Here is a 23,258-nt window from a genome sequence, read left to right as displayed (position 1 = left end):
TCGCGTTTTTGTCTTACGCAAATTTCGAGCCGCCCGATACCTTCTTTAAGCGACGGAACAATACCTTTGGGAGGGATCCTGAAATGAGCCTCAGACGCTTGAATATCGCCCCGCGCGCCGGGATCGGCTTCGGCATCATGGCCTTGCTGGTGGTGGCGCTGGGCAGTTTCGCCCTGCAACAGATGACCAACATGCGTCAGCAGGCCGAGCAGGTGGACGACAACTGGCTGCCCAGCATCATCTCGGTGGGCAGCATGACCCAGGACATGCTGCGCATTCGCGCGCTCACCCTGCGCCTGCTGGTCAACACCGACAGCACGGCGCAGCAGCAGAACCGTGCCCGCATCGAGGAGATCAAGGCAGGCCTGAGCAAGGCCCAGCAGCGCTATGACGCGCTGATCGTGCTGCCGGAGGAGCGCACCCTGTTCGACCGCTACCTGGGCCTCGAACGCCAGTACATGACCTTGCAGGGCCAGGTGGTGCAGTTGGCCAGCGATGGCCGCATCGAAGCGGCCGCGGCGCTGGTCAATGGCGAGATCAACCAGATCGCCGATCAGATGACGGCCAGCCTCAACGAATTGATCGCCCTGAACACTCACCATGCCGGGCTGGCCACCACCACGGCCGAGTCGGTCTACAGTGCCGCGCGGGTCTGGGTCATGGGGCTGCTGTTGGTGGCCCTGACGTTGACCGTGGTGCTGGCCATGGCCCTGACCCGCAGCATCGTGCGCCCGCTCGGGCAGTCGCTGAAAGTGGCTGAGACGGTTGCCACCGGCGACCTGACGCCGCAGATCGCCGTGCAGGGCGACGACGAGCCGGCGCGCTTGCTGGCGGCGCTCAAAATTATGCAGCAGAGCCTGCGCGAGACCATCGGGCGGATTTCCGACTCGGCCAGTCAGTTGGCGTCGGCCTCCGAAGAGCTCAGCGCGGTGACCGAGGATGCCACCCGCGGCCTGCAGCAGCAGAGCCTGGAGATCGAACAGGCGGCCACGGCGGTCAACCAGATGACCGCGGCGGTGGAGGAGGTGGCGAGTAATGCCGTGGCCACCTCGGAGGCTTCTGCCGAGTCCGACCGCATCGCCCGCCAGGGCCGCGAACAGGTGCAGGCCACGGTCACCGCCATTGAGGCGCTGGCCAGCGGCGTTGCCGGCAATGCCGAAGAGGTCGGCCAATTGGCCCAGCAGGTGCACGATATCAGCAAGGTGCTGGAGGTGATCGGGTCGATCGCCGAGCAGACCAACCTGCTGGCGCTCAACGCTGCCATCGAGGCGGCACGGGCCGGCGAGGCCGGGCGCGGGTTTGCCGTGGTGGCAGACGAAGTGCGGGCGCTGGCCCATCGCACCCAGGCCTCAACCCGCGAGATCGAACAGATGATCGTGGCTATCCAGGGCGGTGCCGAACGTGCCGTGCAGGGCATGCAGCAGAGCGATGCGCGGGCCCGCTCGACCCTCGATGGCGCCCATGCCGCTGGTGCGGCGCTGGAAGCGATTGCCGGGGCCATCGGCCAGATCAACGAGCGCAACCTGGTGATCGCCAGTGCGTCGGAGCAGCAGGCCCAGGTAGCGCGGGAGGTGGACCGTAACCTCACCACCATTCGCGACCTGGCGCATCAGTCTTCAGCCGGCGCCGAGCAAACTTCGGCGGCGAGCCAGTCGCTGTCGCGGCTGGCGGTGGACTTGAATACCCTGGTGCAGCGGTTTTCGGTCTGAAGGCTGTGTTTGCCTCATCGCCGGCAAGCCGGCTCCCACATTGATCGCGCCATCCTCAAGGCCTGTGTCATGCCTGTGGGAGCTGGCTTGCCAGCGATGAGGGCGGTGCCGTTATGATGCTGAATACCGCACGGCACAAACAAAAACGCCCGGACCTAAGGCCCGGGCGTTCTCGTTCAGCAGATCAAGCGATCACTTGCCTTCCCAGCGTTTGAGCACCAGGGTAGCGTTGGTGCCGCCGAAGCCGAAGCTGTTGCTCATCACGGTGGTGAGCTTGGCGTCTTCGGTCTTGCGCACGATCGGCAGGTCGGCAACTTCCGGATCCAGCTCGTCGATGTTGGCGGAGCCGGCGATGAAGTCGTTCTCCATCATCAGCAGGCAGTAGATCGCCTCGTGCACGCCAGCGGCGCCCAGCGAGTGGCCGGACAGGCTCTTGGTCGAGCTGATCTTCGGAGCCTTGTCCTTGAACACTTCACGCACGCCCTTCATCTCGGCGACGTCGCCGACCGGGGTGGAGGTGCCGTGGGTGTTCAGGTAGTCGATCGGGGTGTCGACGGTGGACAGCGCCTGCTGCATGCAGCGGATTGCGCCTTCGCCGCTCGGGGCGACCATGTCGTAGCCGTCGGAGGTCGCGCCGTAGCCGACGATTTCGGCGTAGATCTTGGCGCCACGGGCCAGGGCGTGTTCCAGCTCCTCGACCACCACCATGCCGCCACCGCCAGCGATGACGAAGCCATCACGGTCGGCGTCGTAGGCGCGCGAGGCCAGCTCTGGGGTTTCGTTGCGCTTGGTCGACAGGGCGCCCATGGCATCGAACAGGAACGACTGGCTCCAGTGCTCTTCTTCACCGCCACCGGCGAAGACGATGTCCTGCTTGCCCCACTGGATCTGCTCCAGGGCGGTGCCGATGCAGTGTGCCGAGGTGGCGCAGGCCGACGAGATCGAGTAGTTGATGCCCTTGATCTTGAACGGGGTGGCCAGGCACGCCGACACGGTGCTGCCCATGGTGCGGGTGACACGGTATGGGCCAACGCGCTTGACGCCTTTCTCGCGCAGGGTGTCCAGGGCTTCCATCTGGTTCAGCGTGGAAGCGCCGCCGGAACCGGCAACCAGGCCGGTGCGCGGGTTCGACACTTGCTCTTCGGTCAGGCCCGCGTCCTTGATCGCATCCTGCATCGCCAGGTACGCGTAGGCAGCAGCGTGGCCAACGAAGCGATACACCTTGCGGTCGATCAGCTCTTCGAGGTTCAGGTCGATGGAGCCGGAAACCTGGCTACGCAGCCCCATTTCCTTGTATTCCGGGTTGTAACGAATGCCCGGACGGCTGTTGCGCAGGTTTTCGGTGACGGTAGCTTTGTCATTGCCCAGGCACGAAACGATGCCCAGACCAGTGATAACGACGCGGCGCATGCGAATAACCCTTAGAAATTGTCAGTGGAGGTGAACACGCCGACCCGCAGGCCTTCGGCGGTGTAGATCTCGCGACCGTCGACGCTGACCGAGCCATCGGCGATGGCCATGTTCAGCTTGCCCTTCAGGACGCGCTTGATGTGAATGTTGTAGGTGACTTTCTTGGCGGTGGGTAGTACCTGGCCGAAGAATTTCACTTCGCCCGAACCCAGCGCACGGCCGCGGCCCGGCAGGCCCTGCCAGCCGAGGAAGAAGCCGACCAGCTGCCACATGGCATCGAGGCCCAGGCAGCCTGGCATCACCGGGTCGCCTTCGAAATGGCAGGCGAAGAACCACAGGTCCGGGTTGATATCCAGCTCGGCGACCAATTCACCTTTGCCGAACTTGCCGCCTTCCTCGCTGATATGGGCGATGCGATCGACCATCAGCATGTTCGGGGCGGGCAGTTGCGCATTACCGGGGCCGAACAGCTCACCGCGACTGCAGCGCAGCAGGTCTTCCCGGGTAAAGGCGTTTTGTTTGGTCATGCGAGCTCCTCAATAACCCCCTGTGGCAGGGGATGAATCTTCCCGGCCGGCCCGAAGCGTTGTGCGTTCGAGGCGGCAGCCTACAGGTAGACTATTGCGTTGTGGTGAAAGTCACAGCGCACCTGGCAAAAGAAGTACAGGTGTGCACTGAAATGTTATTTTCCGGGCCTGCGAAGGTCCTGTCCAGTCTTTAAGACTGCCGCACTTTAGCATTTATCGCCAGTCGCAGCTGTCCGAGCGGGTAACCAGCGGTGCAGGATGCGTTGCAGCTCGGTGCGTTTGAACGGCTTGCTCAGGTAATCGTTCATGCCGGCGGCCAGGCAACGCTCGCGGTCCCCCTCCAGCACACTGGCGGTGAGGGCGATGATCGGCAGCCCGTCGCCCTGCGCCAGCTGGCGGATGCGCCGGGTGGCCTCGAAACCGTCCACCTGCGGCAGGCGGCAGTCCATCAGCACGGCGGCGAAGCGTTGCTGCTGCACCAGGTCGACCGCCTGGGCGCCATCCATCGCCAGGCTGACCTCGAAGCCGAGGCTGCGCAGCATGGCTTCGATGACGCTCTGGTTGACCGGATTGTCCTCCACCAGCAGGATCCGCTCGCCATTGCCACCCAGCGCACCGGCCGCCGCCGTGCCCGCAGGCAGGGCCGCTGGGGCGTTGGCCAGGGCCAGCGGCATCTCCAGGGTGAAGGTCGAGCCCGCCCCTTCGCGGCTTTCGCCACGCAGATGGCCGCCCATGCGTTCGGCCAGGGTGCGGGCGATCGACAGGCCCAGCCCGGTACCGCCGTAGCGCCGGGAAATCGAGCTGTCGGCCTGCTGGAAGGCGACGAACATCATTTCCAGGCGGTTGCTGTCGATACCTATCCCCGTGTCGCGCACGGTGCAGGTCAGCCAGATCATCTGCTGATCGAGCACCTGCCAGCTCGCCTCTACCGCCACTTCGCCACGTTCGGTGAACTTCAGCGCATTGCCGATCAAATTGAGCAGGACCTGCCGAATCCGGGTCGGGTCGCCGACCACCTGCAGCAGCTCCATGCCGGGCGGCAACTGCAGGTGCAGCGCCAGACCGCGCTGCTGGGCGCTGTGCTGGAACGACTGGACACTGCTGGCGACCAGATCGCCAAGGTTGAAGTCGATGTGCTCCAGTTGCAGCGTGGTGCGTTCGATCCGCGAGAAATCGAGGATGTCGTTGATCACCTTGAGCAGGTGCCCGGTGGACTCGCTTGCCACTGCGGCGTATTCGGCCTGCTCGCTGGTCAACCGGGTGGTCTCCAGCAGCTGCAGCATGCCCAGGACACCGTTCATGGGGGTGCGCAGCTCATGGCTCATCATGGCCAGGAAGTCCGACTTGGCACGGTTGGCCTGCTCGGCCTCTTCGCGGGCCTGGATCAGCTGGCTCATGGCCTGCTGTTGTTCATGGGCGGCCTGGTCCAGGGCGCTGGCCAGGTTGTTGATGTGCCGCGCCAGGTGGCCCAGTTCGCTGTCATCGACCACCGGCAACGGGGCATCGAAATCACCTTGCTGGATGGCCTTGACCGCATGGCCCATGTCGCTGATCGGCTTGGACAGGCTCATGGCCAGGCGCCGGGCCAGCAGGAAGGTGAACAGCAGCGCGAACAGGGCGAGGATGCCGGCCTTGATCACGATCTCCTGCTGGCGCTGGCTGAAGGCGTCGTCGGACATGCCCACGATCACCCGCCCCAGGTAGTCGTCGCCGATGCTCGGCAACTGCGGCTTGCCCAGCAGGAAGTCGTTGTCCAGGCGGATTTGCTGCAGGCGGATCGGCGCCTGGAACACTTCCACCCGTTGCGCTCGGCTGAGGCTTTCGTCCGGTTGCTCGACGTACACCAGGATGTGGTTGCGGCTGTCCTGCACCTCGAGGAAACGTACGTGAGGGATGCTCAGGGTCGCGCGCATCAGGCTTTCGAGCACTTCATTGTTGCCGGAGATCACGCCGTACTCGGAGGCGGGCGCCAGCTGGTTGGCGATCAATTGACCAGTGTGGTTGAGCTCCTGGCGCAAGTCCTGGATACGCACGAAGGTGAAGAAGCTGATCAGCAGCAAGGTCAGCAGCAGGGCAGGGCCGAGGCTGATCATCTGCGTGCGGGTGTGGATGTCCCAGCTCAGGCGTTTGCTCATGGGGTGGGTTCTCCTGCGGCCAACGCCAGCGCGGCGGCGTCCTGGTCGATGGCTTCCAGGCCCAGGGCACGTGCCACCTGCTGGTTGCCACTGACGGCGAAATGCTTGGGGTAAAGGCTGCGTGGCCAGCGTGCCGGGGGTTGCTCGAGCAGTTGGTCGAGCACTGCCAGCCAGTCGTCCTGGTCGCTGTAGGTGCTGGCCAGGGCGCCGGCACGGACGAAGCCGACGTTCGGCCCGATCAGCGCCATCTGCCGGCCGTAACTGCTGAGCAGCACGTTCTTGGCCGATTTGGAGTTGTACAGCTCGGGGTCGTCGAGCCCCAGCAGCACATCGCTGTTGGCCAGCAGGTTCTGCAGCGGGCGGCTGTCGCGCAAATCGGGCCAGCCTTCTGCGACGATCTCCAGCCCCATGGGCTGGGCGGCCTGGCGCAGTTCATCGAGCAGGAAGCGGCTGTGCTCACCGTACAGCACGCCAATGCGCCGCGCCTGCGGCAGCAGGTAGCGGGCCAGGCGCAATTGCCGGGCCAGCGGCGGGTCACTCCACAGCAGGCTGAGGTATGCCGGCCGCGACTTTCCCAGGCGTTGCTCGGCTTGCACCCGGCTGACCCTCAGGGCCAGCGCCGGCGGGCCGGCGGTTTCGCCCAGGCGCCACTCCAGCGCCGGGCCGTCCAGCAGCACCAGGCGCGTATCGCTTTTCAGCTGCTCCGGGCGCGGCAGTTCGCTTACGGTCTGGAAATGCACATGGTCGTGCGGGCGGCGCTGCGCCAGGGCGGCGACGAAGCTGCGGATGCCCGGCTGGTCGTCGGCACCCACCAACAGGATTTCGCTGGCCGACAGCGAACCCAGTGGCAGGATGCACAGCAGCAGCAAGCGCAGCAGCACGACCATCAGAACGCCAGCTCCGCGCTCACGCTCAGGCGGTGGCGGCTGTCGTAGCGGTTCTGGACGGCAGTGGTCGGTTCGTCATCCAGGCGCTGCTGCCACAGGGCCGCCAGCTCCAGGTCACTGCCCTGCACCTTGAAGCGTTTGGCCACGCGCAGGTCGACGCGCTCGTAGCGGTACTGGTTGAGCGCATCGTCACCGTAATAAAAGAGGGCGCTGGACCAGCCCAGGCCCCACTCGCGCAGCCAGCCGGCCGAGCCGCTGTTGCGGGCGCTCAGGCGCCGGTCCGCGGGGTTGCTGGCCCAGGCGTCGACATAGGCGTAGGTGATGCGCAGGCGGTCGCGCTGGGTGGCGCGCCAGTCGAACTGCGCCTCGCTGCCGGTGAAGCGCGCCTTGTTGGCGTTGCTGGCGATGTACTGGTTGTTCTTCAGCGGCTCGCTGATCATCCCGGTGATCTCGTCGTAGAACAGCTTCACGTCCATGCTCAGGTCGATGTCGCTGAAGTAGCCGTTGTAGCCCAGCTCGCGCGAGCGCATGCGCTCCTGGTCGAGATTGCCCGGGCCGCGGGTCTTGACGAAGTACTGGCCGTTCTGCAGGCCGTACATGTTGGGCGACAGGTTCTTGACCGTGTAGCTCCAGTTGACGTTGTTCTCGAACATGTCGGGCGAGCGAACCGCTTCGGAATACACCGCTCGCAGGCCATGGCGTGGCGTGATCAGATAGTTCACCGCCACGCGCGGGGTCAACGAGTTGCCGGACAGTTGGGCATTTTCGTACATCGCCCCGCCCTGGACGACCCAGTGTTCGTCGGCGCGCCATTCCAGCTGGCCGAACAGGCGCCAGGTCTGGTCGTCGAGACTGCCGTTGAAGTAGGTCTGCGAGTCTGCGCGGTCGTAGCGGTAGTTCATGCCCGTGACCAGGCGCAGGCTCTCACTCAGGCTCAGGGTGTCCTGGACTTCCAGGTCGTAGCGGGTCTCGCGGGTGCTTTGGTCGACATCGCCGCAGATCATCTGCTTTCCGCTCATCGGGCCGGGTCGGTTCCACTGAGAGGCAACCGCATCGATAAGCGTCTGTTCGGTGGCGTTGCCGCCAAGGTGCGTGCCGCCGGCGTTACGCGCCACTTGCTCGGCGAGGTTGGGGTTCAACTGCCAGAGCCGTGTGAGTTCCGGACTGAAGGCGAGTGCGGCATCACATGCACGCCACACAACCTGGCGGTCGAAGTGCTGCGCCGAACCCTGCACATACAGGCTGTGATTGGGGTTGAGGTCGATGCTCCAGCGCACCGAGCCTGCGTAGTCCTTGGCGTTGACGTCGGCATCCGTGCCCGCGGCGTATCTGCCGAAAACTGGCTGGTAGGTATAGGGCCGCTGGTTGCTGCCCTCCTTGGCCGCCAGTTGCCATTCCAGGGTCTGGTCCGGCGCCAGGCTGTGGCTGGCATTGATATTGATGCGGTTGAGCCGGCGGCTGTCGCGGTAGTCGCGGCCGAACTGGTCCTTGTCGAAACCGTCGTCCTGCTGGCCCGACAGCGACAGGCGCAGGTCGCCGCCGTCCCAGCCGATGCCCTGGCTGGCGTAATAGTCGTTGATGCCGTCCTGGCCACGGGTCAGCTTCATTCGCGTGCCGTGGCTGTCGGCGGGGTTGCGGGTGAGGATGTTGACCACCGCCATCAGCGCGTTGGCGCCGTAGCTGACGGTGTTGGGGCCGCGGAACACTTCGATCCGCTCGATATCCTCGATGGCCACCGGGATGTCGCTCCAGTCCACCGTGGCCAGGCCTGCGCGGTACACCGAACGACCGTCGATCAGCACCTGCATGCGCCGGGCATCGTTGACGTTGCTGCCGTGGTAGTTGACCGTCGGCTGGTTGCCGGCGCCATAGCCGATCATCATGCCCGGCACCAGGCGCAGCAGCTCGGGGATGTCCCGGGCGCCGCTGGCGTGGATCAGCTCGCTGTCGAGCACGGTCATGCTGCCCGGCACTGCGGCCGGGGATTGTTTCAGGCGTGTGGCGGTCAGAACCTGAGGCAGCTCCTGGGTGTCGGTGAACAGATCATCGGCCATGGCCGGGCCGCCGAGCAGGGCGGTCAGTATCAGCAGGCGTGGGTAAGGGGGCGTGCCAGGGAACACGGTACGGCCTTGTTTCAGAAATGAATCAGGCATGTTAACCGACCTTTCTCAAGCTGCAAGCTGCAAGCCTCAAGCTGCAAGCAAAAGCAGGCGACCATCGCGGTTTTCTTGTCGCTTGTAGCTTGACGCTTGCGGCTTGCCTTTATAATGCGCCAGTCGCCACTTATTTTATGGGTTAACGGATTGGATATGACTGAACAGCAACCTGTTGCAGTTCTTGGCGGTGGCAGCTTCGGCACCGCCGTGGCAAACCTGCTGGCGGAAAACGGCCACCCGGTGCGCCAATGGATGCGCGACCCGGCGCAGGCCGAGGCGATGCGCGTCAACCGCGAGAATCCGCGTTACCTCAAGGGCATTCGTCTGCATGACGGCGTCGAGCCGGTCAACGACCTGCTCGCCACCTTGCAGGCCAGCGACCTGATCTTCGTTGCGCTGCCGTCGAGCGCCCTGCGCAGCGTGCTGGCGCCTCACGCAGAGCTGCTGCGTGGCAAAGGCCTGGTCAGCCTGACCAAGGGCATCGAAGCGCAGAGCTTCAAGCTGATGAGCCAGATCCTCGAAGAGATCGCCCCCCAGGCGCGCATCGGCGTGCTGTCGGGGCCGAACCTAGCCCGCGAGATCGCCGAGCACGCGCTGACCGCCACCGTGGTCGCCAGCGAAGATGAAGCGCTGTGCCAGCAGGTGCAGGCCGTGCTGCACGGCCGCACCTTCCGCGTCTATGCCAGCAGCGATCGCTTCGGCGTCGAGCTGGGCGGCGCCCTGAAGAACGTCTACGCGATCATTGCCGGCATGGCGGTGGCACTGGGCATGGGCGAAAACACCAAGAGCATGCTGATCACCCGCGCCCTGGCCGAGATGACCCGTTTCGCCGTGAGCCAGGGTGCCAACCCCATGACTTTCCTTGGCCTGGCCGGGGTCGGCGACCTGATCGTCACCTGCTCCTCGCCCAAGAGCCGCAACTATCAGGTCGGCCATGCCCTGGGCCAGGGCCTGACCCTGGAGCAGGCCGTCAGCCGCCTGGGCGAGGTGGCCGAAGGGGTCAACACCATCAAGGTGCTCAAGGCCAAGGCCCAGGAGGTGCAGGTGTACATGCCCCTGGTAGCCGGCCTGCATGCGATCCTGTTCGAAGGCCGCACCCTCAACCAGGTGATCGAGCACCTGATGCGCGCCGAGCCCAAGACCGACATCGATTTCATTTCCACCAGCGGTTTCAACTGAACGAAGGAGCGACACATGAACGATACCCCGCAAAGCGCCGCGCGCGAGTCGATCATCCTGCGGGTGCTGTGGATGCTGGTGTTCCTGGTGGTCTGGCAGCTCGCCGAGCTGTTGCTGGGCGGCCTGGTCCTGGTGCAACTGATCTACCGGCTGATCTACGGCGCGCCCAGCGCCAGCCTGATGAACTTTGGCGACAGCCTCAGCCAGTACCTGGCACAGATCGGCCGCTTCGGCAGCTTCCACAGCGACCAGAAACCCTGGCCGTTCGCCGACTGGCCCACGCCCCGCGCCCCTGAAGGCGAGGCCGCCCACGCCGTGGCCCCGGCCCCGCACCCGGTGCGTGACGAGGAGCCCAAGCTGTGAAGCTGTGGGTGCTGCGCCACGGCGAGGCCCAGCCGCGCGCCAACACCGACGCCGAACGGCCCCTCACCGCCCACGGCCGCGAGCAGGTGCTGCGCAGTGCCGCGCACCTGCTGGGCCAGCCGCTGCAGGCGATCATCGCCAGCCCCTATGTGCGCGCCCAGCAAACCGCAGCGCTGGTGCACGATGCCCTGGGCTTTACTGAGCCGGTGCGCACCATGCCCTGGCTGACCCCCGAGAGCAATGTGCAACAAGTGATCGGCGAGCTCGAACGCCTGGGGCTGGAGCATGTGCTGCTGGTCAGCCACCAGCCACTGGTGGGTTCGCTGGTGGGCATGCTGGAGCATGGCCATGCCCAGCAACCGGCGCCCTTGAGCACCGCCAGCCTGGCCATGCTGGACGGCGACTGGCCGCTGGCCGGGCTGATGACCCTGCGGGCCCTTCATCATTCGGCGTGAAGGCGGCAACTGGTATTTTTGCTAGTTGTCGCGCCGCCGAGGCGCTTGCTAGCGTCGGCAACAGCAAGTGAATGTGCGGCAGGCCAAGGGAGCGTCGAATGAATAGCCGAAGGCTGGCGTTGGTAGGTTCGGTTGACCTGCAACCAACGCTGGAAAAAGTGCAGAAGGATGACGTGCTGGAATTTGCCGAGTACAGCATGTTGCGAGAGTCGGCCGACGCCAAGCTCTACCAGTTGATGAACAAGGTCCGTGCCGGGCAAGGCCTGGCCCCCGCCACGCTGTTCGACGGCGAAGAAGATCTGCGGCGCCTGCAGGAAGCCAGCATGCGCATGGCCCATCTGTTGCAAACCAGCTGCCTGGCCTTGCGCAGGCTTGGCCTGGAGCAGCAGGACAAACACCTGGCCCGTGAGGCGCTGGAGTATCAGTTGGCCTATATGCAGGCCTGCCTGCGGCGCTCGATGGCCAGCTTCGGCGAATTCTGAATGACCTGATCGCCCTTGGCGATGACCTTTCCGGACGTTGCCGCCACCCACCGGCTTGCCGACAATGGGCCATCCTTCCCCGTGCAGAGCAGGCGGCCATGTCGCAGCAGATCTTCTTCGCCCACGCCAATGGCTTCCCCTCGGCCACCTACGGCAAGCTGTTCGCCGCCCTGGCGCCGGATTACCAGGTGCGCCACCTGGCCCAGCATGCCCACGACCCGCGCTTCCCGGTGAACGACAACTGGCAAAGCCTGGTGGACGAGCTGCTGCATCACCTCGAACAGCAGGACGCCCCGGTGTGGGGTGTTGGCCATTCGCTGGGCGGGGTGCTGCACCTGCACGCGGCGTTGCGCCGCCCGGAACTCTACCGTGGCGTGGTGATGCTCGACTCGCCGGTGTTGACCCGGGTGGATGAATGGCTGATCCAGGCGGCCAAGCGCCTGGGCTTCATCGACCGCATCACCCCGGCCGGGCGCACCCTGGGCCGGCGTGAGGCATTCAGCGACCGCGACAGCGCGCGCAGTTACTTCGCCGGCAAGAGCCTGTTCCGCCACTTCGACCCGGACTGCCTCGAGGCCTATCTGGAGCATGGTCTGGAGCGCGCGCAAGACGGGCTGCGCCTGCGTTTCGACCCGGCCACCGAGATCAGCATCTACCGCAGCATCCCGCATGCCAGCCCGCTGCCGCCGCGCCAGTTGCAGGTGCCGCTGGCGGTGGTGCGCGGCGCCCAAAGCCGGGTGATCCGCCGGCACCATGCGCTGGGCGTGCGGGGCATGGCCCGGGGCGAATATCACAGCCTGCCGGGCGGGCACATGTTCCCGCTGGAGCGCCCCCTCGACACCGCCAGCCTGATCAAAGGCCTGTTCGACCGCTGGGGCCAGGCATGAGCGCCCAGGTTGAAGAAGTTCGCCTGACCCTGGGCCATATCGAACTGGCCGCCCACCTGTTCGGCCCCGACGACGGCCTGCCGGTGATCGCCCTGCACGGCTGGCTGGACAACGCCAACAGCTTCGCCCGCCTGGCGCCCCAGCTCGAAGGGCTGCGTATCGTCGCCCTCGACCTGGCCGGGCACGGCTATTCGCAGCACCGCCCGGTCGGGGCTGGTTACGCTTTGGCCGATTACGCCCACGACGTGCTGCGGGTCGCCGAGCAACTGGGCTGGCAGCGCTTCGGCCTGCTCGGTCATTCGCTGGGGGCGATCATCTCGGTGCAGCTGGCCGGCGCCTTGCCCGAGCGGGTCAGCCACCTGGCGCTGATCGACGGGGTGATCCCGCCCACCGTGACCGAACAGGATGCCGCCGAGCGCCTGGGGATGGCCCTGCAGGCCCAGCTGCGCCTGGACGGCAAGCGCAAGACGGTCTACGCAACGCTGGAGGAGGGAGTCGAGGCGCGCATGAAAGGCATGGTCGCGGTCAGCCGTGAAGCGGCCGAACTGCTGGCCCAGCGCGGCCTGATGCCGGTACCCGGCGGTTACAGCTGGCGCAGCGACAGCCGCCTCACGTTGCCTTCACCCACCCGCCTGAACCAGGCCCAGGCCATGGCCTTCGTCAAGCGCGTGGCCTGCCCGGCCTGCCTGGTGGTGGCGGCCGACGGCATGCTGGCGCGCCACACGGAGCTGCTGGAGCAGCTACCCTTCGAGCAGATCACGCTGCCGGGTGGCCATCACCTGCACTTGAACGATGAGCAGGGTGCGGCCCTTGTTGCAGACTGTTTCAATCGCTTCTTTGGCATTCCTTGACTTGCACCGGGCAAGTGTCGAGGCTTGGCGGGTTGAAAGGGAGACAACCATGTACATGCCAGACACTCACGTATTCCAAACCCGCGGCCACGAGGGCTGCCGATGAGCGTACCCGTTTACGCCCGCAGCGCCATTGCTGCCTGCCTCGCCTTCGCCAGCCCCTGGCTGTGGGCCGGTGAGCTGCCCGTTCCGGTTGACGCCAAAGTGGTCGATCAACGCCCCGCTGTGGAGCAGGAGCGGGTCTACCCGATGGGGCCGCTGCGCAAGATCAGCGGCCGCCTGCGGGTCGATGACAAGGTCGAAAGCCGTGGCCAGGTCAGCTCGGTCACCTACGAACTGCCGCTGGAACGCAGCGCCCGCGAGGCTTTCACCAGCGCCCGCGAAGCCCTGCAAAAAGACGGCGGTTACCCGCTGTTCTGGTGCCAGGGCCGCGACTGCGGCGAAGCCAGCCTGTGGGCCAACGACGTGTTCGCCAACGCCCGTCTCAATGGCGGCGACGAGCAGCAGGCGTTCATCCTGTTGCGCCGCTCGGCCGAGGAGGCCGACACCCTGGTCGCGCTGTACAGCGTCACCCGCGGCAACCGCCGCGCCTACCTGCATGTGGAAGAGTTCGTCGCCGGCAGCCCGTTGGGAGAACTGCTGCCCACGGCCGCCACAGTTCTGCGCGAACTGCGCGACACCGGCAAGCTCGACTACCCCGACCTGGCCGAGCCCCAGGCCGCGTGGGTGTCGCTGCTGGCGCGCAGCCTGAACCTGGACAGCACCCTGCGCGCCAGCCTCAGTGGCAAGGGCGCCGAGGCCTGGCGCGAACAGTTGACCAAGGCCGGCGTGCGCAGCGGCCGGCTCGAAGTCGGCGATGCGCCCACCGATGGCCTGCACCTGGAGCTGATCCGTTGAGTGAGCGCCCCATGCCCAACACCGACCGCCTGCTGGTGCAGATCCTGCTGCTGGCGCTGCTCGGCGCCGCACTCTGGGTGATGGCGCCGTTCATCTCGGCACTGCTGTGGGGCGCCATCCTGGCCTTCGCCAGCTGGCCGTTGATGCGTTTGCTCACGCGTGTGCTGGGCGGGCGGGAAACCCTGGCCGCCAGCCTGCTGACCACCGCCTGGATCCTGATCGTGGCCTTGCCGCTGGTGTGGCTGGGCTTCAACCTGGCCGACCATATCCGTGATGCCACCGCCTTTGTGCGCGACGTGCAGGTCGAAGGCCTGCCCGATGCACCCGCCTGGGTGGCGGGTATTCCGTTGGTGGGTGCGCGCCTGGTCGGCTGGTGGGAGTCGTTCGACCAGCAAGGTGCGGCGCTGCTGGCCTCGGCCAAACCTTACCTCGGCCAGGTCGGCAACTGGTTGCTGGCGCGCAGCGCGCAGATCGGCAGCGGGGTGCTGGAGCTGACCCTGAGCCTGGTGTTCGTGTTCTTCTTCTACCGCGACGGGCCGCGCCTGGCGGCGTTCGTGCTCCGCCTGCTGCAACGGCTGGTGGGCGAGCGCGCCGAGTACTACGTCGAACTGGTGGCCGGTACCGTGCAACGGGTGGTCAACGGGGTGATCGGCACGGCGGCGGCGCAAGCCCTGCTGGCACTGATCGGCTTCCTGATTGCCGGCGTGCCGGGGGCAGTGGTGCTGGGCCTGGTGACTTTCATGCTCAGCCTGATCCCCATGGGCCCGCCGCTGGCCTGGATCCCTGCCACTGCCTGGCTGGTGTCGAAGGGCGATTACGGCATGGCGGTGTTCCTCGGCGTGTGGGGCACCTTCGTCATCAGTGGCGTGGACAACGTGCTCAAACCGTACCTGATCAGCCGCGGCGGCAACCTGCCATTGGTGATCGTGCTGCTCGGGGTGTTCGGCGGTTTGCTCGCCTTTGGCTTTATCGGCTTGTTCATCGGGCCGACCCTGTTGGCGGTGGGCTACAGCCTGCTGCTGGACTGGAGCCGCCACTCTGCGCAGAACACTTCGCAGCACTAGCGCCCATCGCGGGGCAAGCCCGCTCCCACGAGGTAACGGGCGTGGGAGCGGGCTTGCCCCGCGATGGTTGGTCGATCTTTACGCCTTCTTTATGCCCTGACCCCACCCCCCATCTCGCCCCTTTACGCCCCTCCCTCGGACAATTTCCCCAAAGCGGCCCTCATGCCGCATCAAGGGAGATGGGCTCATGTACATGCTCGATGGGCTGTCACTGCTGTTGGCAGTGGCGTTGGCGGTTTACCTGCTGGTGGCGCTGCTGCGCGCCGATCGCAGCTAAGGGGCGGCCATGCACAGTTACGATTACCTGCTACTGCTGGCGTTCTTCGCCATCGTGCTGCTACCGGCACCCTGGCTTGGGCGTTTCTACTTCAAGATGATGGAAGGCCAGCGCACCTGGCTGACCTCGGTGCTCGGCCCGGTGGAGCGGGGCTGCTATCGCCTGGCTGGGGTCAACGCCGGGCAAGAGCACAACTGGAAGCAGTACACCCTGGCCCTGCTGGCCTTCAACCTGGCCGGCTTCGGGCTGCTGTTCGCCGTCCTGCTGCTGCAAGGCAGCCTGCCGCTCAACCCGCAGCACCTGCCGGGCCAGGAGTGGTCGTTGGCGTTCAACACAGCGGTCAGCTTCATGACCAACACCAACTGGCAGTCCTACAGCGGTGAGGCCTCGGTCAGCTACCTGAGCCAGATGCTCGGCCTGACCGTGCAGAACTTCGTCAGCGCCGCCACCGGCCTGGCCGTGCTGGTCGCCCTGTGCCGTGGTATCGCCCGCCGCTCGACCACCACCCTGGGCAACTTCTGGGTCGACCTGACCCGCGCCACCCTCTACGGCCTGCTGCCGCTGTGCCTCGTGCTGGCGCTGCTGCTGGTATGGCAGGGCGTGCCGCAGACTTTTGCCGACTACGCCCACGCCGTCACCCTGCAAGGTGCCGACCAGACCATCCCGCTCGGCCCGGCCGCCAGCCAGATCGCCATCAAGCAACTGGGCACCAACGGCGGCGGCTTCTTCGGCGTCAACTCGGCGCACCCGTTCGAGAACCCCACGGCCTGGAGCAACCTGTTCGAGGTGGCCTCGATCATCCTGATCCCGGTGGCGCTGGTGTTCACCTTCGGCCACTACGTCAAGGACTTGCGCCAAAGCCGCGCGATCATCGCCTGCATGCTGGCGCTGTTCCTGATCGGCGGCGGCACCGCGCTGTGGTCGGAGTACCAGCCCAACCCGGCCTTGGAGAGTACCCAGGTGCAACAGAGCGCGCCGCTGGAAGGCAAGGAGAGCCGCTTCGGCACCACCGGCTCGGTGCTGTGGACGGTCACCACCACCGCCGCTTCCAACGGCTCGGTCAACGCCATGCACGACAGCCTCAACCCGCTGACCGGCATGGTGGCGATGGTCAACATGATGGTCGGCGAGGTGATCTTCGGCGGCGTCGGCGCAGGCCTGTACGGCATGCTGCTGTTCGTGCTGATCGCGGTGTTCCTGGCCGGCCTGATGATCGGCCGCACCCCGGAGTACCTGGGCAAGAAGCTGCAGGCCCGTGAAGTGCAACTGCTGGTGGCGACCCTGCTGGTGATGCCGGTCGGCGTGCTGGTGCTCGGCGCCATCGCCGCCAGCCTGCCAGGCCCGGCCGGCGCGGTGAGCAACCCCGGTGCCCACGGCTTCAGCCAGTTGCTGTACGCCTACACCTCCGGCACCGCCAACAACGGCTCGGCCTTCGCCGGCTTCGGCGCCAACACCCCCTACCACAACGTGATGATCGCCCTGGCCATGCTGATCGGCCGCTTCGGCTACATCCTGCCGGTGCTGGCCCTGGCCGGCAGCCTGGCGGCAAAGAAGAGCGCACCGCAGGGGCTGAACAGCTTCCCCACCCACGGCCCGCTGTTCACCACGCTGCTGCTGGTGACCATCCTGCTGGTCGGTGGCCTGACCTTCCTGCCGACCTTGGCCCTGGGGCCGATCGCCGAACACCTGAGCCTGGGTTTCTGAGGAATCATTGATGAACATGCCCATTCCTGACGTGAAGGCGCAACGCAGCGCCAAGGACCAGACCCGCTTCGCCGCGCTGTGGCGCCCGGCGCTGCTGCAGGCCTTCGTCAAGCTCGACCCGCGCCAGCTCAAACGCTCGCCGGTGATGCTGGTGGTGGCCCTCACTGCGCTGCTCACCACGGTCCTGTGCTTCGCCCCCGAAAGCGGCGTGAGCACCGGCGTGGCGGTGCAGATCAGCGTATGGCTGTGGTTCACCGTGCTGTTCGCCAACTTTGCCGAAGCCCTCGCCGAGGGCCGTGGCAAGGCCCGCGCCGACAGCCTCAAGGCCGGCAGCCAGGGCCTGACCGCGCAGCGGCGCAAGAGCGACGGCAGCTTTGAGACCGTCGCTGCCAGCCAGCTGCGCAAGGACGATGTGGTGCGCGTGGTGGCCGGCGAGATGATCCCCGGTGACGGCGAGGTGCTCGAAGGCATCGCCGCGGTCAACGAGGCCGCCATCACCGGCGAGTCCGCGCCGGTGATCCGCGAGTCCGGCGGCGACCGCTCGGCCGTCACCGGCAACACCCGGCTGGTCTCCGACTGGCTGCTGATCCGCATCTCCAGCAACCCTGGCGAATCGACCCTGGACCGCATGATCGCCCTGGTCGAAGGCGCCAAGCGCCAGAAAACCCCCAACGAGATCGCCCTGGACATCCTGCTGATCGGCCTCACCCTGATCTTCCTGATCGTGGTGGTGACCCTGCAGCCGTTTGCCCGCTTCGCCGGCGGCAGCCTGCCGCTGATCTTCCTCGCCGCCTTGCTGGTGACGCTGATCCCCACCACCATCGGTGGCCTGCTGTCGGCCATCGGCATCGCCGGCATGGACCGCCTGGTGCGCCTGAACGTGATCGCCCGCTCCGGCCGCGCAGTGGAGGCGGCCGGCGACGTGCACACGCTGATGCTCGACAAGACCGGCACCATCACCTTCGGCAACCGTCGCTGCAGCGCCCTGCACGCCGCCTCGGGCGTGACCGCCAAGGAACTGGGGGAGGGTGCCTTGCTCGCCTCGCTGGCCGACGACACTGCCGAAGGCAAATCCATCGTCGAGTACCTGCGCCAGTTGCATGATTTCGATGAACCCTCGAGCAGCCAGTACCAGGCCATTGCCTTCAGCGCCGAGACGCGCCTGTCGGGCATCGACTTCCAGCAGCACCGCTACCGCAAGGGCGCCGTCGATGCGGTGCTGGCCTTCGTCGGCATGCAGCGCCTGGAAATGCCGGTGCCCCTGGCCCGTGAAGTGGAGCGCATTGCCCAGAGCGGCGGCACACCGCTGCTGGTGTGCGTCGACAAGCGCCTGCTCGGCGTGATCCACCTCAAGGACGTGGTCAAGCCCGGCATCCGTGAGCGCTTCGCCGAGCTGCGCAAGCTGGGCATCCGTACCGTGATGGTCACCGGCGACAACCCGCTGACCGCCGCGGCCATTGCCGCCGAGGCCGGCGTGGATGACGTGCTCGCCGAAGCCACCCCGGAGAAGAAGCTGGCGCGCATTCGCCAGGAGCAGAACGACGGCCGCCTGGTGGCCATGTGCGGCGACGGCGCCAACGACGCGCCAGCCCTGGCTCAGGCTGACGTGGGCATGGCCATGAACGACGGCACCCAGGCCGCCCGCGAGGCCGCCAATATGGTCGACCTCGACAGCGACCCGACCAAGCTGCTGGACGTGGTGCAGGTGGGCAAGGAGCTGCTGGTCACCCGTGGCGCGCTGACCACCTTTTCCATTGCCAACGACGTGGCCAAGTATTTCGCCATCCTGCCGGCGCTGTTCGCCGCCATCTACCCGCAACTGGGCGTGCTCAACCTGATGCAGCTGGCCAGCCCGCAGAGCGCGATCCTCTCGGCCATCGTGTTCAACGCGCTGATCATCATCGTGCTGATCCCCCTGGCCCTGCGCGGGGTGCGTGTGCAGGCCGCCAGCGCCGCCCACCTGCTGCGGCGCAACCTGCTGATCTATGGCCTGGGCGGCATCCTCGTGCCGTTCGCCGGGATCAAGCTGATCGACCTGCTGCTCAACGCCTTGCACCTGGTTTGAAGGAGAGACTGACATGACTGCTTATGTACGCCCGGCCTTGAGCCTGATCCTGCTGATGACCGTGGTCACTGGCGCCTTGTACCCGCTGGCGGTGACCGGGATTGCCCAGGTGGCGTTCCCCGACCAGGCCAATGGCAGCCTGGTGCGCGATGACAAAGGTGAAGTGCGCGGCTCGGCGCTGATCGCCCAGGAGTTCAAGGGCGACGGCTGGTTCCAGTCGCGGCCTTCGGCGGGGGCGTATGCCACCGTGGCCAGCAGCGCGAGCAACCTGTCGCCGAGCAACCCGGCACTGGCCGAGCGGGTCAAGGGCGAGGCCGCCGCGCAATACCAGGCGCAGCAAGGGCCGGTGCCCTTGGCGCTGCTGACCACCTCCGGCAGCGGCCTGGACCCGCACCTGCCGCCGCAAGCCATCGCCTACCAGCTGGCGCGAGTGGCGGCGGCGCGGCAGGTGCCGGTGGAGCGCTTGCAAGTGCTGGTGAATGACGCCACCCTTCGCCCATTGGTCGGGCCGCCGGTGGTCAATGTGCTGGCGCTGAACCAGGCGCTTGAGCGTTTGGCACCTGTTAACCAGCACTGACAAAGGGGCCGCTTTGCGGCCCTTCGCGGGTAAACCCGCTCCCACAGGGATAGCGCCGCCTCCCCTGTGGGAGCGGGTTTACCCGCGAAGGCCTGCGCAGCAGGCCCACATTCGCAATTTGTGAAGGATCAAACATGAGCAACCCCACCCGCGCCGACGCGCTGTTGGCCGGCCTGCCCCGCGAAGGCCGGGGCAGGCTCAAGGTATTCCTCGGCGCCGCGCCTGGGGTCGGCAAGACCTTCGCCATGCTCCAGGCCGCCCACGCCCAGCAGCGCCAAGGCGTGCAGGTGGTGGCCGGGGTGGTCGAAACCCACGGTCGCGCCGAAACCGAGGCCCTGCTCGGCGGCCTGCTCCAGCAACCGTTGCTGCGCAGCGAATACCGTGGCGTGCTGCTCGAAGAAATGGACCTCGACGGCCTGCTCAAGGCCAAGCCCCCGCTGGTACTGGTCGACGAGCTGGCCCACAGCAACGCCCCCGGCAGCCGCCACGCCAAGCGCTGGCAGGACGTGCAGGAGCTGCTGGCCGCCGGTATCGACGTGTACACCACGGTCAACGTCCAGCACCTGGAAAGCCTCAACGACAAGGTTCGCGACATCACTGGCGTGCAGGTGCGCGAAACCCTGCCCGACTGGGTGCTGCAGGAAGCCTTCGAACTGGTGCTGATCGACCTGCCGCCGCGCGAACTGCTGGAGCGCCTGCGCGAGGGCAAGGTCTACGTGCCCGAGCAGGCCCGCGCCGCCATCGACGCCTATTTCTCCCAGACCAACCTCACCGCCCTGCGCGAGCTGGCGATGCAGACCGCCGCCGCCCAGGTAGATGCCGACCTGGCCAGCGGCTACCGCCAGCGCGGCCAGGAAGCGCCGGCCCTGCGCGGCCGGCTGCTGGTCGGCATCGACGGCGACGACCAGGCCGAACGCCTGGTGCGCCATGCCAGCCGCGTTGCGCAACGCCGCCATTTGCCGTGGAGCGTGGTGCACGTCGACAACGGCCGCCTGCGCGACGAAACCGCCCGCCATCGCCTGCAGGCTGCCCAACAACTGGCCGAACGGCTGGGCGGTGAAGTGGTGCTGCTCAGGGCAGGGGAGGTGGCCCGCACGCTGATCCAGCACGCCGCCGAACGCCGCGCCAGCCTGGTGCTGGTGGGCCAGTCCCGCGACCTGCTGCGCCGCCGTTTCTTCGGTGCCGGCGTGGCGGCGCGCCTGCTGCGCGAAAGCCATGGCCTGGAAATCAACGTGCTCGACCGCGACGCCCAGCCGCAACCGGCCAGCGCTGCGGCCAAGCGCGTGTGGGTGTGGCGCCACTACCTGCTGGCGCTGCTGGCCACGGTGCTGGCCGCCGGCCTGTCATGGGCGGTGTCCAGCGTGCTGGCGCTGCCCAATATCTCGCTGGTGTTCCTCGCCGCCGTGCTGCTGGTGGCGGTGCGCAGCAGCCTCGGCCCGGCGTTGGCCTGCGCAGTGCTGTCGTTCCTCGCCTACGACTTCCTGTTCATCCCGCCGAACTTCTCGTTCAGCATCCAGCGCGAAGAAGACGTCCTGACCCTGGTGTTCTTCCTGTTGATGGCGGCGCTCACCGGCAACCTCGCCGCCCGCCAGCGCCGCCAGTTGCAGGCCCTGCGCGAAACCCAGGCGCAGACCAACCAGTTGCTCGACCTGTCGCGCCGGCTGACCGTGGCCACCGATCGCCAGGCCGTGTTCAGCGCCGCCGGCCAGCACCTGAACGGCTGGCAGGACGTACAGGTGTGCCTGCTCGAACGCAGCGTCGACGGCCTGCTGCAAGTCGCCAGCGGCGATGCCCCGGCCTTCACCGACAACGAACGCGCCGCTGCCGAATGGGCCTGGCAGCACGGCCAGGCCGCAGGTTTCGGCAGCGACACCTTGCCCCACGGCCGTTGGTGGTGGTGGCCGCTGGCCGTGGAGGAGCAACCCCTGGCCTTGCTCGGCGTGCGCCCGCGCAACGGCGAACCCATGGCTGCCCAGCGCCGCCGCCTGTTGATGGCCCTGGCGCAGCCCCTGGCCCAGGCCCTGGCCCGCGCCCGCCTGGGCGAGCAACTGGAGGCCGCGCGCCTGCACGGCGAAACCGAGCAACTGCGCAGCGCCTTGCTCGCCTCGGTGTCCCACGACCTGCGCACCCCGCTCACGTCCATGCGCGGCAGCATCGACAGCCTGCTGGCGCTGGGCGACGCCATCCCCCCGGACGACCGCCGCGAGTTGCTCGAAGGCACCCGCGACGAAGCCGAGCGCCTGGACCGCTATATCCAGAACCTGCTGGACATGACCCGCCTCGGCCACGGCAGCCTCAAGCTCGCCCGCGACTGGGTGGCCCCCGCCGATATCGTCGGCAGCGCCCTCAACCGCCTGCGCGTGGTGCTGGCGCCGCTGCGCGTGCACACCGATGTGCCCGGCGAGCTGCCGCTGCTGTTCGTGCATGCCGCGCTGATCGAGCAGGCGCTGGTGAACGTGCTGGAAAACGCCGCGCGTTTCTCGCCGCCACAAGGGCGGCTCGACTTGCAGGTGAAGGTGCAGGACGAGCAACTGTGCTTCGCCGTCAGCGACCAGGGCCCCGGCATCCCCGAGGACGAGCGCGAAAAGATCTTCGACATGTTCTACACCGCCGCCCGCGGCGACCGCGGCGGGCAGGGCACCGGGCTGGGCCTGGCGATCTGCCAGGGCATGATCGGCGCCCACGGCGGGCGCATCCTGGTGGGCGAGGGCCTCGATGGCCACGGCACCTGCATCACACTATGCTTGCCGCTGCCCACCCAACCCGATAGCGAAAGTGAAGCCCCATGAGCCAAGCCGCCACCCTGCTGGTGATCGACGACGAACCGCAGATCCGCAAGTTCCTGCGCATCAGCCTGGCGTCCCAGGGCTACAAGGTGATTGAAGCCGGTACCGGCAGTGAAGGCCTGGCCCAGGCCGCCTTGAGCAAGCCTGACCTGGTGGTGCTCGACCTCGGCCTGCCGGACATGGACGGCCAGCAAGTGCTGCGTGAGCTGCGCGAATGGAGCACGGTGCCGGTGATGGTACTGTCGGTGCGCGCCAGTGAAGTGCAGAAGGTCGATGCGCTGGATGGTGGTGCCAACGACTATGTGACCAAGCCGTTCGGCATCCAGGAATTCCTCGCCCGGGTGCGCGCGTTGCTGCGCCAGGCGCCGCAGGTGGGCAGTGCAACTTCGACGGCCAGCTTTGGGCCGCTGGTGGTGGATTTTGCCTTTCGCAAGGTGACGCTGGAGGGGCTGGAGGTGGCGCTGACGCGCAAGGAATACGCCTTGCTGGCGCAGTTGGCCGGGCACCCTGGGCGGGTGATTACCCAGCAGCAGCTGCTCAAGGATATCTGGGGGCCGACCCACACCGACGACACGCATTACCTGCGGATTGTGGTGGGGCACCTGCGCCAGAAGCTGGGGGATGATCCGACCGCGCCACGGTTCATCATTACCGAGGCGGGGGTGGGGTATCGGTTGGTGGCGCCAGCGCAGCCGTAGCGAGGACACGTGGGGGTAACTGTCTTGCTCGTCATTCAAACAGCTGCGCGTTCCCTGTGGGAGCGGGTTTACCCGCGAACACGGGCATAGCCCGTGCCAGGCACCGAGGTGTCATCTTCGCGGGTAAACCCGCTCCCACAGGAATCGCG

At 66.7% G+C, this 23,258-nt stretch carries 20 protein-coding genes and 1 pseudogene; 16 read left to right on the top strand and 5 right to left on the bottom strand.

The features are described 5' to 3' along the window. Nucleotides 1-83: 83 nt before the first annotated feature. Nucleotides 84-854: pseudogene (locus LOY51_RS27210) on the top strand (MCP four helix bundle domain-containing protein); the annotation flags it as partial. Next, nucleotides 846-1,709 carry a methyl-accepting chemotaxis protein gene (locus LOY51_RS27205; RefSeq protein WP_374045896.1) on the top strand — a complete coding sequence of 288 codons (864 nt, stop codon included), beginning with the start codon at nt 846-848 and terminating at the stop codon, nt 1,707-1,709. The pseudogene LOY51_RS27210 and the gene LOY51_RS27205, both read left to right, overlap by 9 nt. A gap of 192 nt (nt 1,710-1,901) precedes the next feature. Here the strand turns inward: LOY51_RS27205 and fabB are convergent, their stop codons facing one another. The 5 genes from fabB to LOY51_RS18690 all read right to left on the bottom strand — a co-directional run bounded on the left by fabB (nt 1,902) and on the right by LOY51_RS18690 (nt 8,821). Further along, on the bottom strand, nt 1,902-3,119 hold the full coding sequence (gene fabB, locus LOY51_RS18710; protein WP_110993978.1) for a beta-ketoacyl-ACP synthase I: 1,218 nt from the start codon (nt 3,117-3,119) through the stop codon (nt 1,902-1,904). An 11-nt stretch (nt 3,120-3,130) separates the two neighbouring features. Beyond that, nucleotides 3,131-3,646: a 3-hydroxyacyl-[acyl-carrier-protein] dehydratase FabA gene (gene fabA / locus LOY51_RS18705; RefSeq protein WP_110993977.1), complete on the bottom strand. Its 516-nt coding sequence runs from the start codon at nt 3,644-3,646 to the stop codon at nt 3,131-3,133. 206 nt (nt 3,647-3,852) lie between these two features. Then, nucleotides 3,853-5,781, bottom strand: a complete 1,929-nt coding sequence (locus tag LOY51_RS18700; protein ID WP_258642554.1) for a response regulator — start codon at nt 5,779-5,781, stop codon at nt 3,853-3,855. Further along, nucleotides 5,778-6,668: an ABC transporter substrate-binding protein gene (locus LOY51_RS18695; RefSeq protein ID WP_125464877.1), complete on the bottom strand. Its 891-nt coding sequence runs from the start codon at nt 6,666-6,668 to the stop codon at nt 5,778-5,780. Before LOY51_RS18695 ends, LOY51_RS18700 begins: the two co-directional genes overlap by 4 nt. Continuing rightward, the gene (locus LOY51_RS18690; RefSeq protein ID WP_258642551.1) at nt 6,668-8,821 is read right to left on the bottom strand and encodes a TonB-dependent receptor plug domain-containing protein; all 2,154 of its coding nucleotides are present in this window, start codon (nt 8,819-8,821) and stop codon (nt 6,668-6,670) included. The genes LOY51_RS18695 and LOY51_RS18690 overlap by 1 nt, the downstream gene beginning before the upstream one ends. 156 nt (nt 8,822-8,977) lie before the next feature. On the opposite strand from LOY51_RS18690, the gene LOY51_RS18685 reads away from it, so the two are divergent. The 14 genes from LOY51_RS18685 (at nt 8,978) to LOY51_RS18620 (ending at nt 23,109) form a co-directional block, all read left to right on the top strand. Further along, nucleotides 8,978-10,003, top strand: coding sequence for an NAD(P)H-dependent glycerol-3-phosphate dehydrogenase (locus LOY51_RS18685; protein WP_125464875.1), 1,026 nt, complete (start codon nt 8,978-8,980; stop codon nt 10,001-10,003). A gap of 15 nt (nt 10,004-10,018) precedes the next feature. Continuing rightward, nucleotides 10,019-10,366 (top strand): DUF4389 domain-containing protein, encoded by a 348-nt coding sequence (locus LOY51_RS18680; RefSeq protein ID WP_110993972.1) that lies wholly within the window; start codon nt 10,019-10,021, stop codon nt 10,364-10,366. Further along, nucleotides 10,363-10,821, top strand: a complete 459-nt coding sequence (sixA, locus tag LOY51_RS18675) for a phosphohistidine phosphatase SixA (protein ID WP_258642547.1) — start codon at nt 10,363-10,365, stop codon at nt 10,819-10,821. The genes LOY51_RS18680 and sixA overlap by 4 nt, the downstream gene beginning before the upstream one ends. Before the next feature lie 98 nt (nt 10,822-10,919). Beyond that, nucleotides 10,920-11,303, top strand: coding sequence for a hypothetical protein (locus tag LOY51_RS18670; RefSeq protein ID WP_125464872.1), 384 nt, complete (start codon nt 10,920-10,922; stop codon nt 11,301-11,303). 98 nt (nt 11,304-11,401) lie between these two features. Beyond that, nucleotides 11,402-12,190 carry an alpha/beta fold hydrolase gene (locus LOY51_RS18665; RefSeq protein WP_125859452.1) on the top strand — a complete coding sequence of 263 codons (789 nt, stop codon included), beginning with the start codon at nt 11,402-11,404 and terminating at the stop codon, nt 12,188-12,190. Beyond that, nucleotides 12,187-13,041: an alpha/beta hydrolase gene (locus LOY51_RS18660; RefSeq protein WP_125859451.1), complete on the top strand. Its 855-nt coding sequence runs from the start codon at nt 12,187-12,189 to the stop codon at nt 13,039-13,041. The genes LOY51_RS18665 and LOY51_RS18660 overlap by 4 nt, the downstream gene beginning before the upstream one ends. 102 nt (nt 13,042-13,143) lie before the next feature. Then, the gene (locus tag LOY51_RS18655; protein WP_258642543.1) at nt 13,144-13,938 is read left to right on the top strand and encodes a DUF4892 domain-containing protein; all 795 of its coding nucleotides are present in this window, start codon (nt 13,144-13,146) and stop codon (nt 13,936-13,938) included. Between the two features lie 11 nt (nt 13,939-13,949). Next, complete coding sequence (locus tag LOY51_RS18650) at nt 13,950-15,002, top strand: AI-2E family transporter (RefSeq protein ID WP_125859449.1); 1,053 nt, start codon at nt 13,950-13,952, stop codon at nt 15,000-15,002. 187 nt (nt 15,003-15,189) lie between these two features. Then, nucleotides 15,190-15,279 carry a K(+)-transporting ATPase subunit F gene (gene kdpF, locus LOY51_RS18645; RefSeq protein WP_033696222.1) on the top strand — a complete coding sequence of 30 codons (90 nt, stop codon included), beginning with the start codon at nt 15,190-15,192 and terminating at the stop codon, nt 15,277-15,279. A gap of 9 nt (nt 15,280-15,288) precedes the next feature. Next, nucleotides 15,289-16,983, top strand: coding sequence for a potassium-transporting ATPase subunit KdpA (kdpA, locus tag LOY51_RS18640; protein ID WP_258642539.1), 1,695 nt, complete (start codon nt 15,289-15,291; stop codon nt 16,981-16,983). A gap of 10 nt (nt 16,984-16,993) precedes the next feature. Continuing rightward, nucleotides 16,994-19,048 carry a potassium-transporting ATPase subunit KdpB gene (gene kdpB / locus LOY51_RS18635; RefSeq protein ID WP_258642537.1) on the top strand — a complete coding sequence of 685 codons (2,055 nt, stop codon included), beginning with the start codon at nt 16,994-16,996 and terminating at the stop codon, nt 19,046-19,048. Between the two features lie 13 nt (nt 19,049-19,061). Continuing rightward, nucleotides 19,062-19,625, top strand: coding sequence for a potassium-transporting ATPase subunit KdpC (gene kdpC / locus LOY51_RS18630; RefSeq protein ID WP_125859446.1), 564 nt, complete (start codon nt 19,062-19,064; stop codon nt 19,623-19,625). Nucleotides 19,626-19,759: 134 nt separating this feature from the next. Continuing rightward, nucleotides 19,760-22,414 (top strand): DUF4118 domain-containing protein, encoded by a 2,655-nt coding sequence (locus LOY51_RS18625; protein WP_125859445.1) that lies wholly within the window; start codon nt 19,760-19,762, stop codon nt 22,412-22,414. Beyond that, entirely contained in the window at nt 22,411-23,109 is a 699-nt protein-coding gene (locus LOY51_RS18620; protein ID WP_125859444.1) for a response regulator, read from the top strand. The genes LOY51_RS18625 and LOY51_RS18620 overlap by 4 nt, the downstream gene beginning before the upstream one ends. The last annotated feature ends 149 nt before the right edge of the window (nt 23,110-23,258 follow it).

The sequence above is a fragment of the Pseudomonas sichuanensis genome (assembly GCF_024749065.1).
GTDB lineage: Bacteria > Pseudomonadota > Gammaproteobacteria > Pseudomonadales > Pseudomonadaceae > Aquipseudomonas > Aquipseudomonas sichuanensis.
This window is presented reverse-complemented; position numbering and strand designations above follow the sequence as displayed.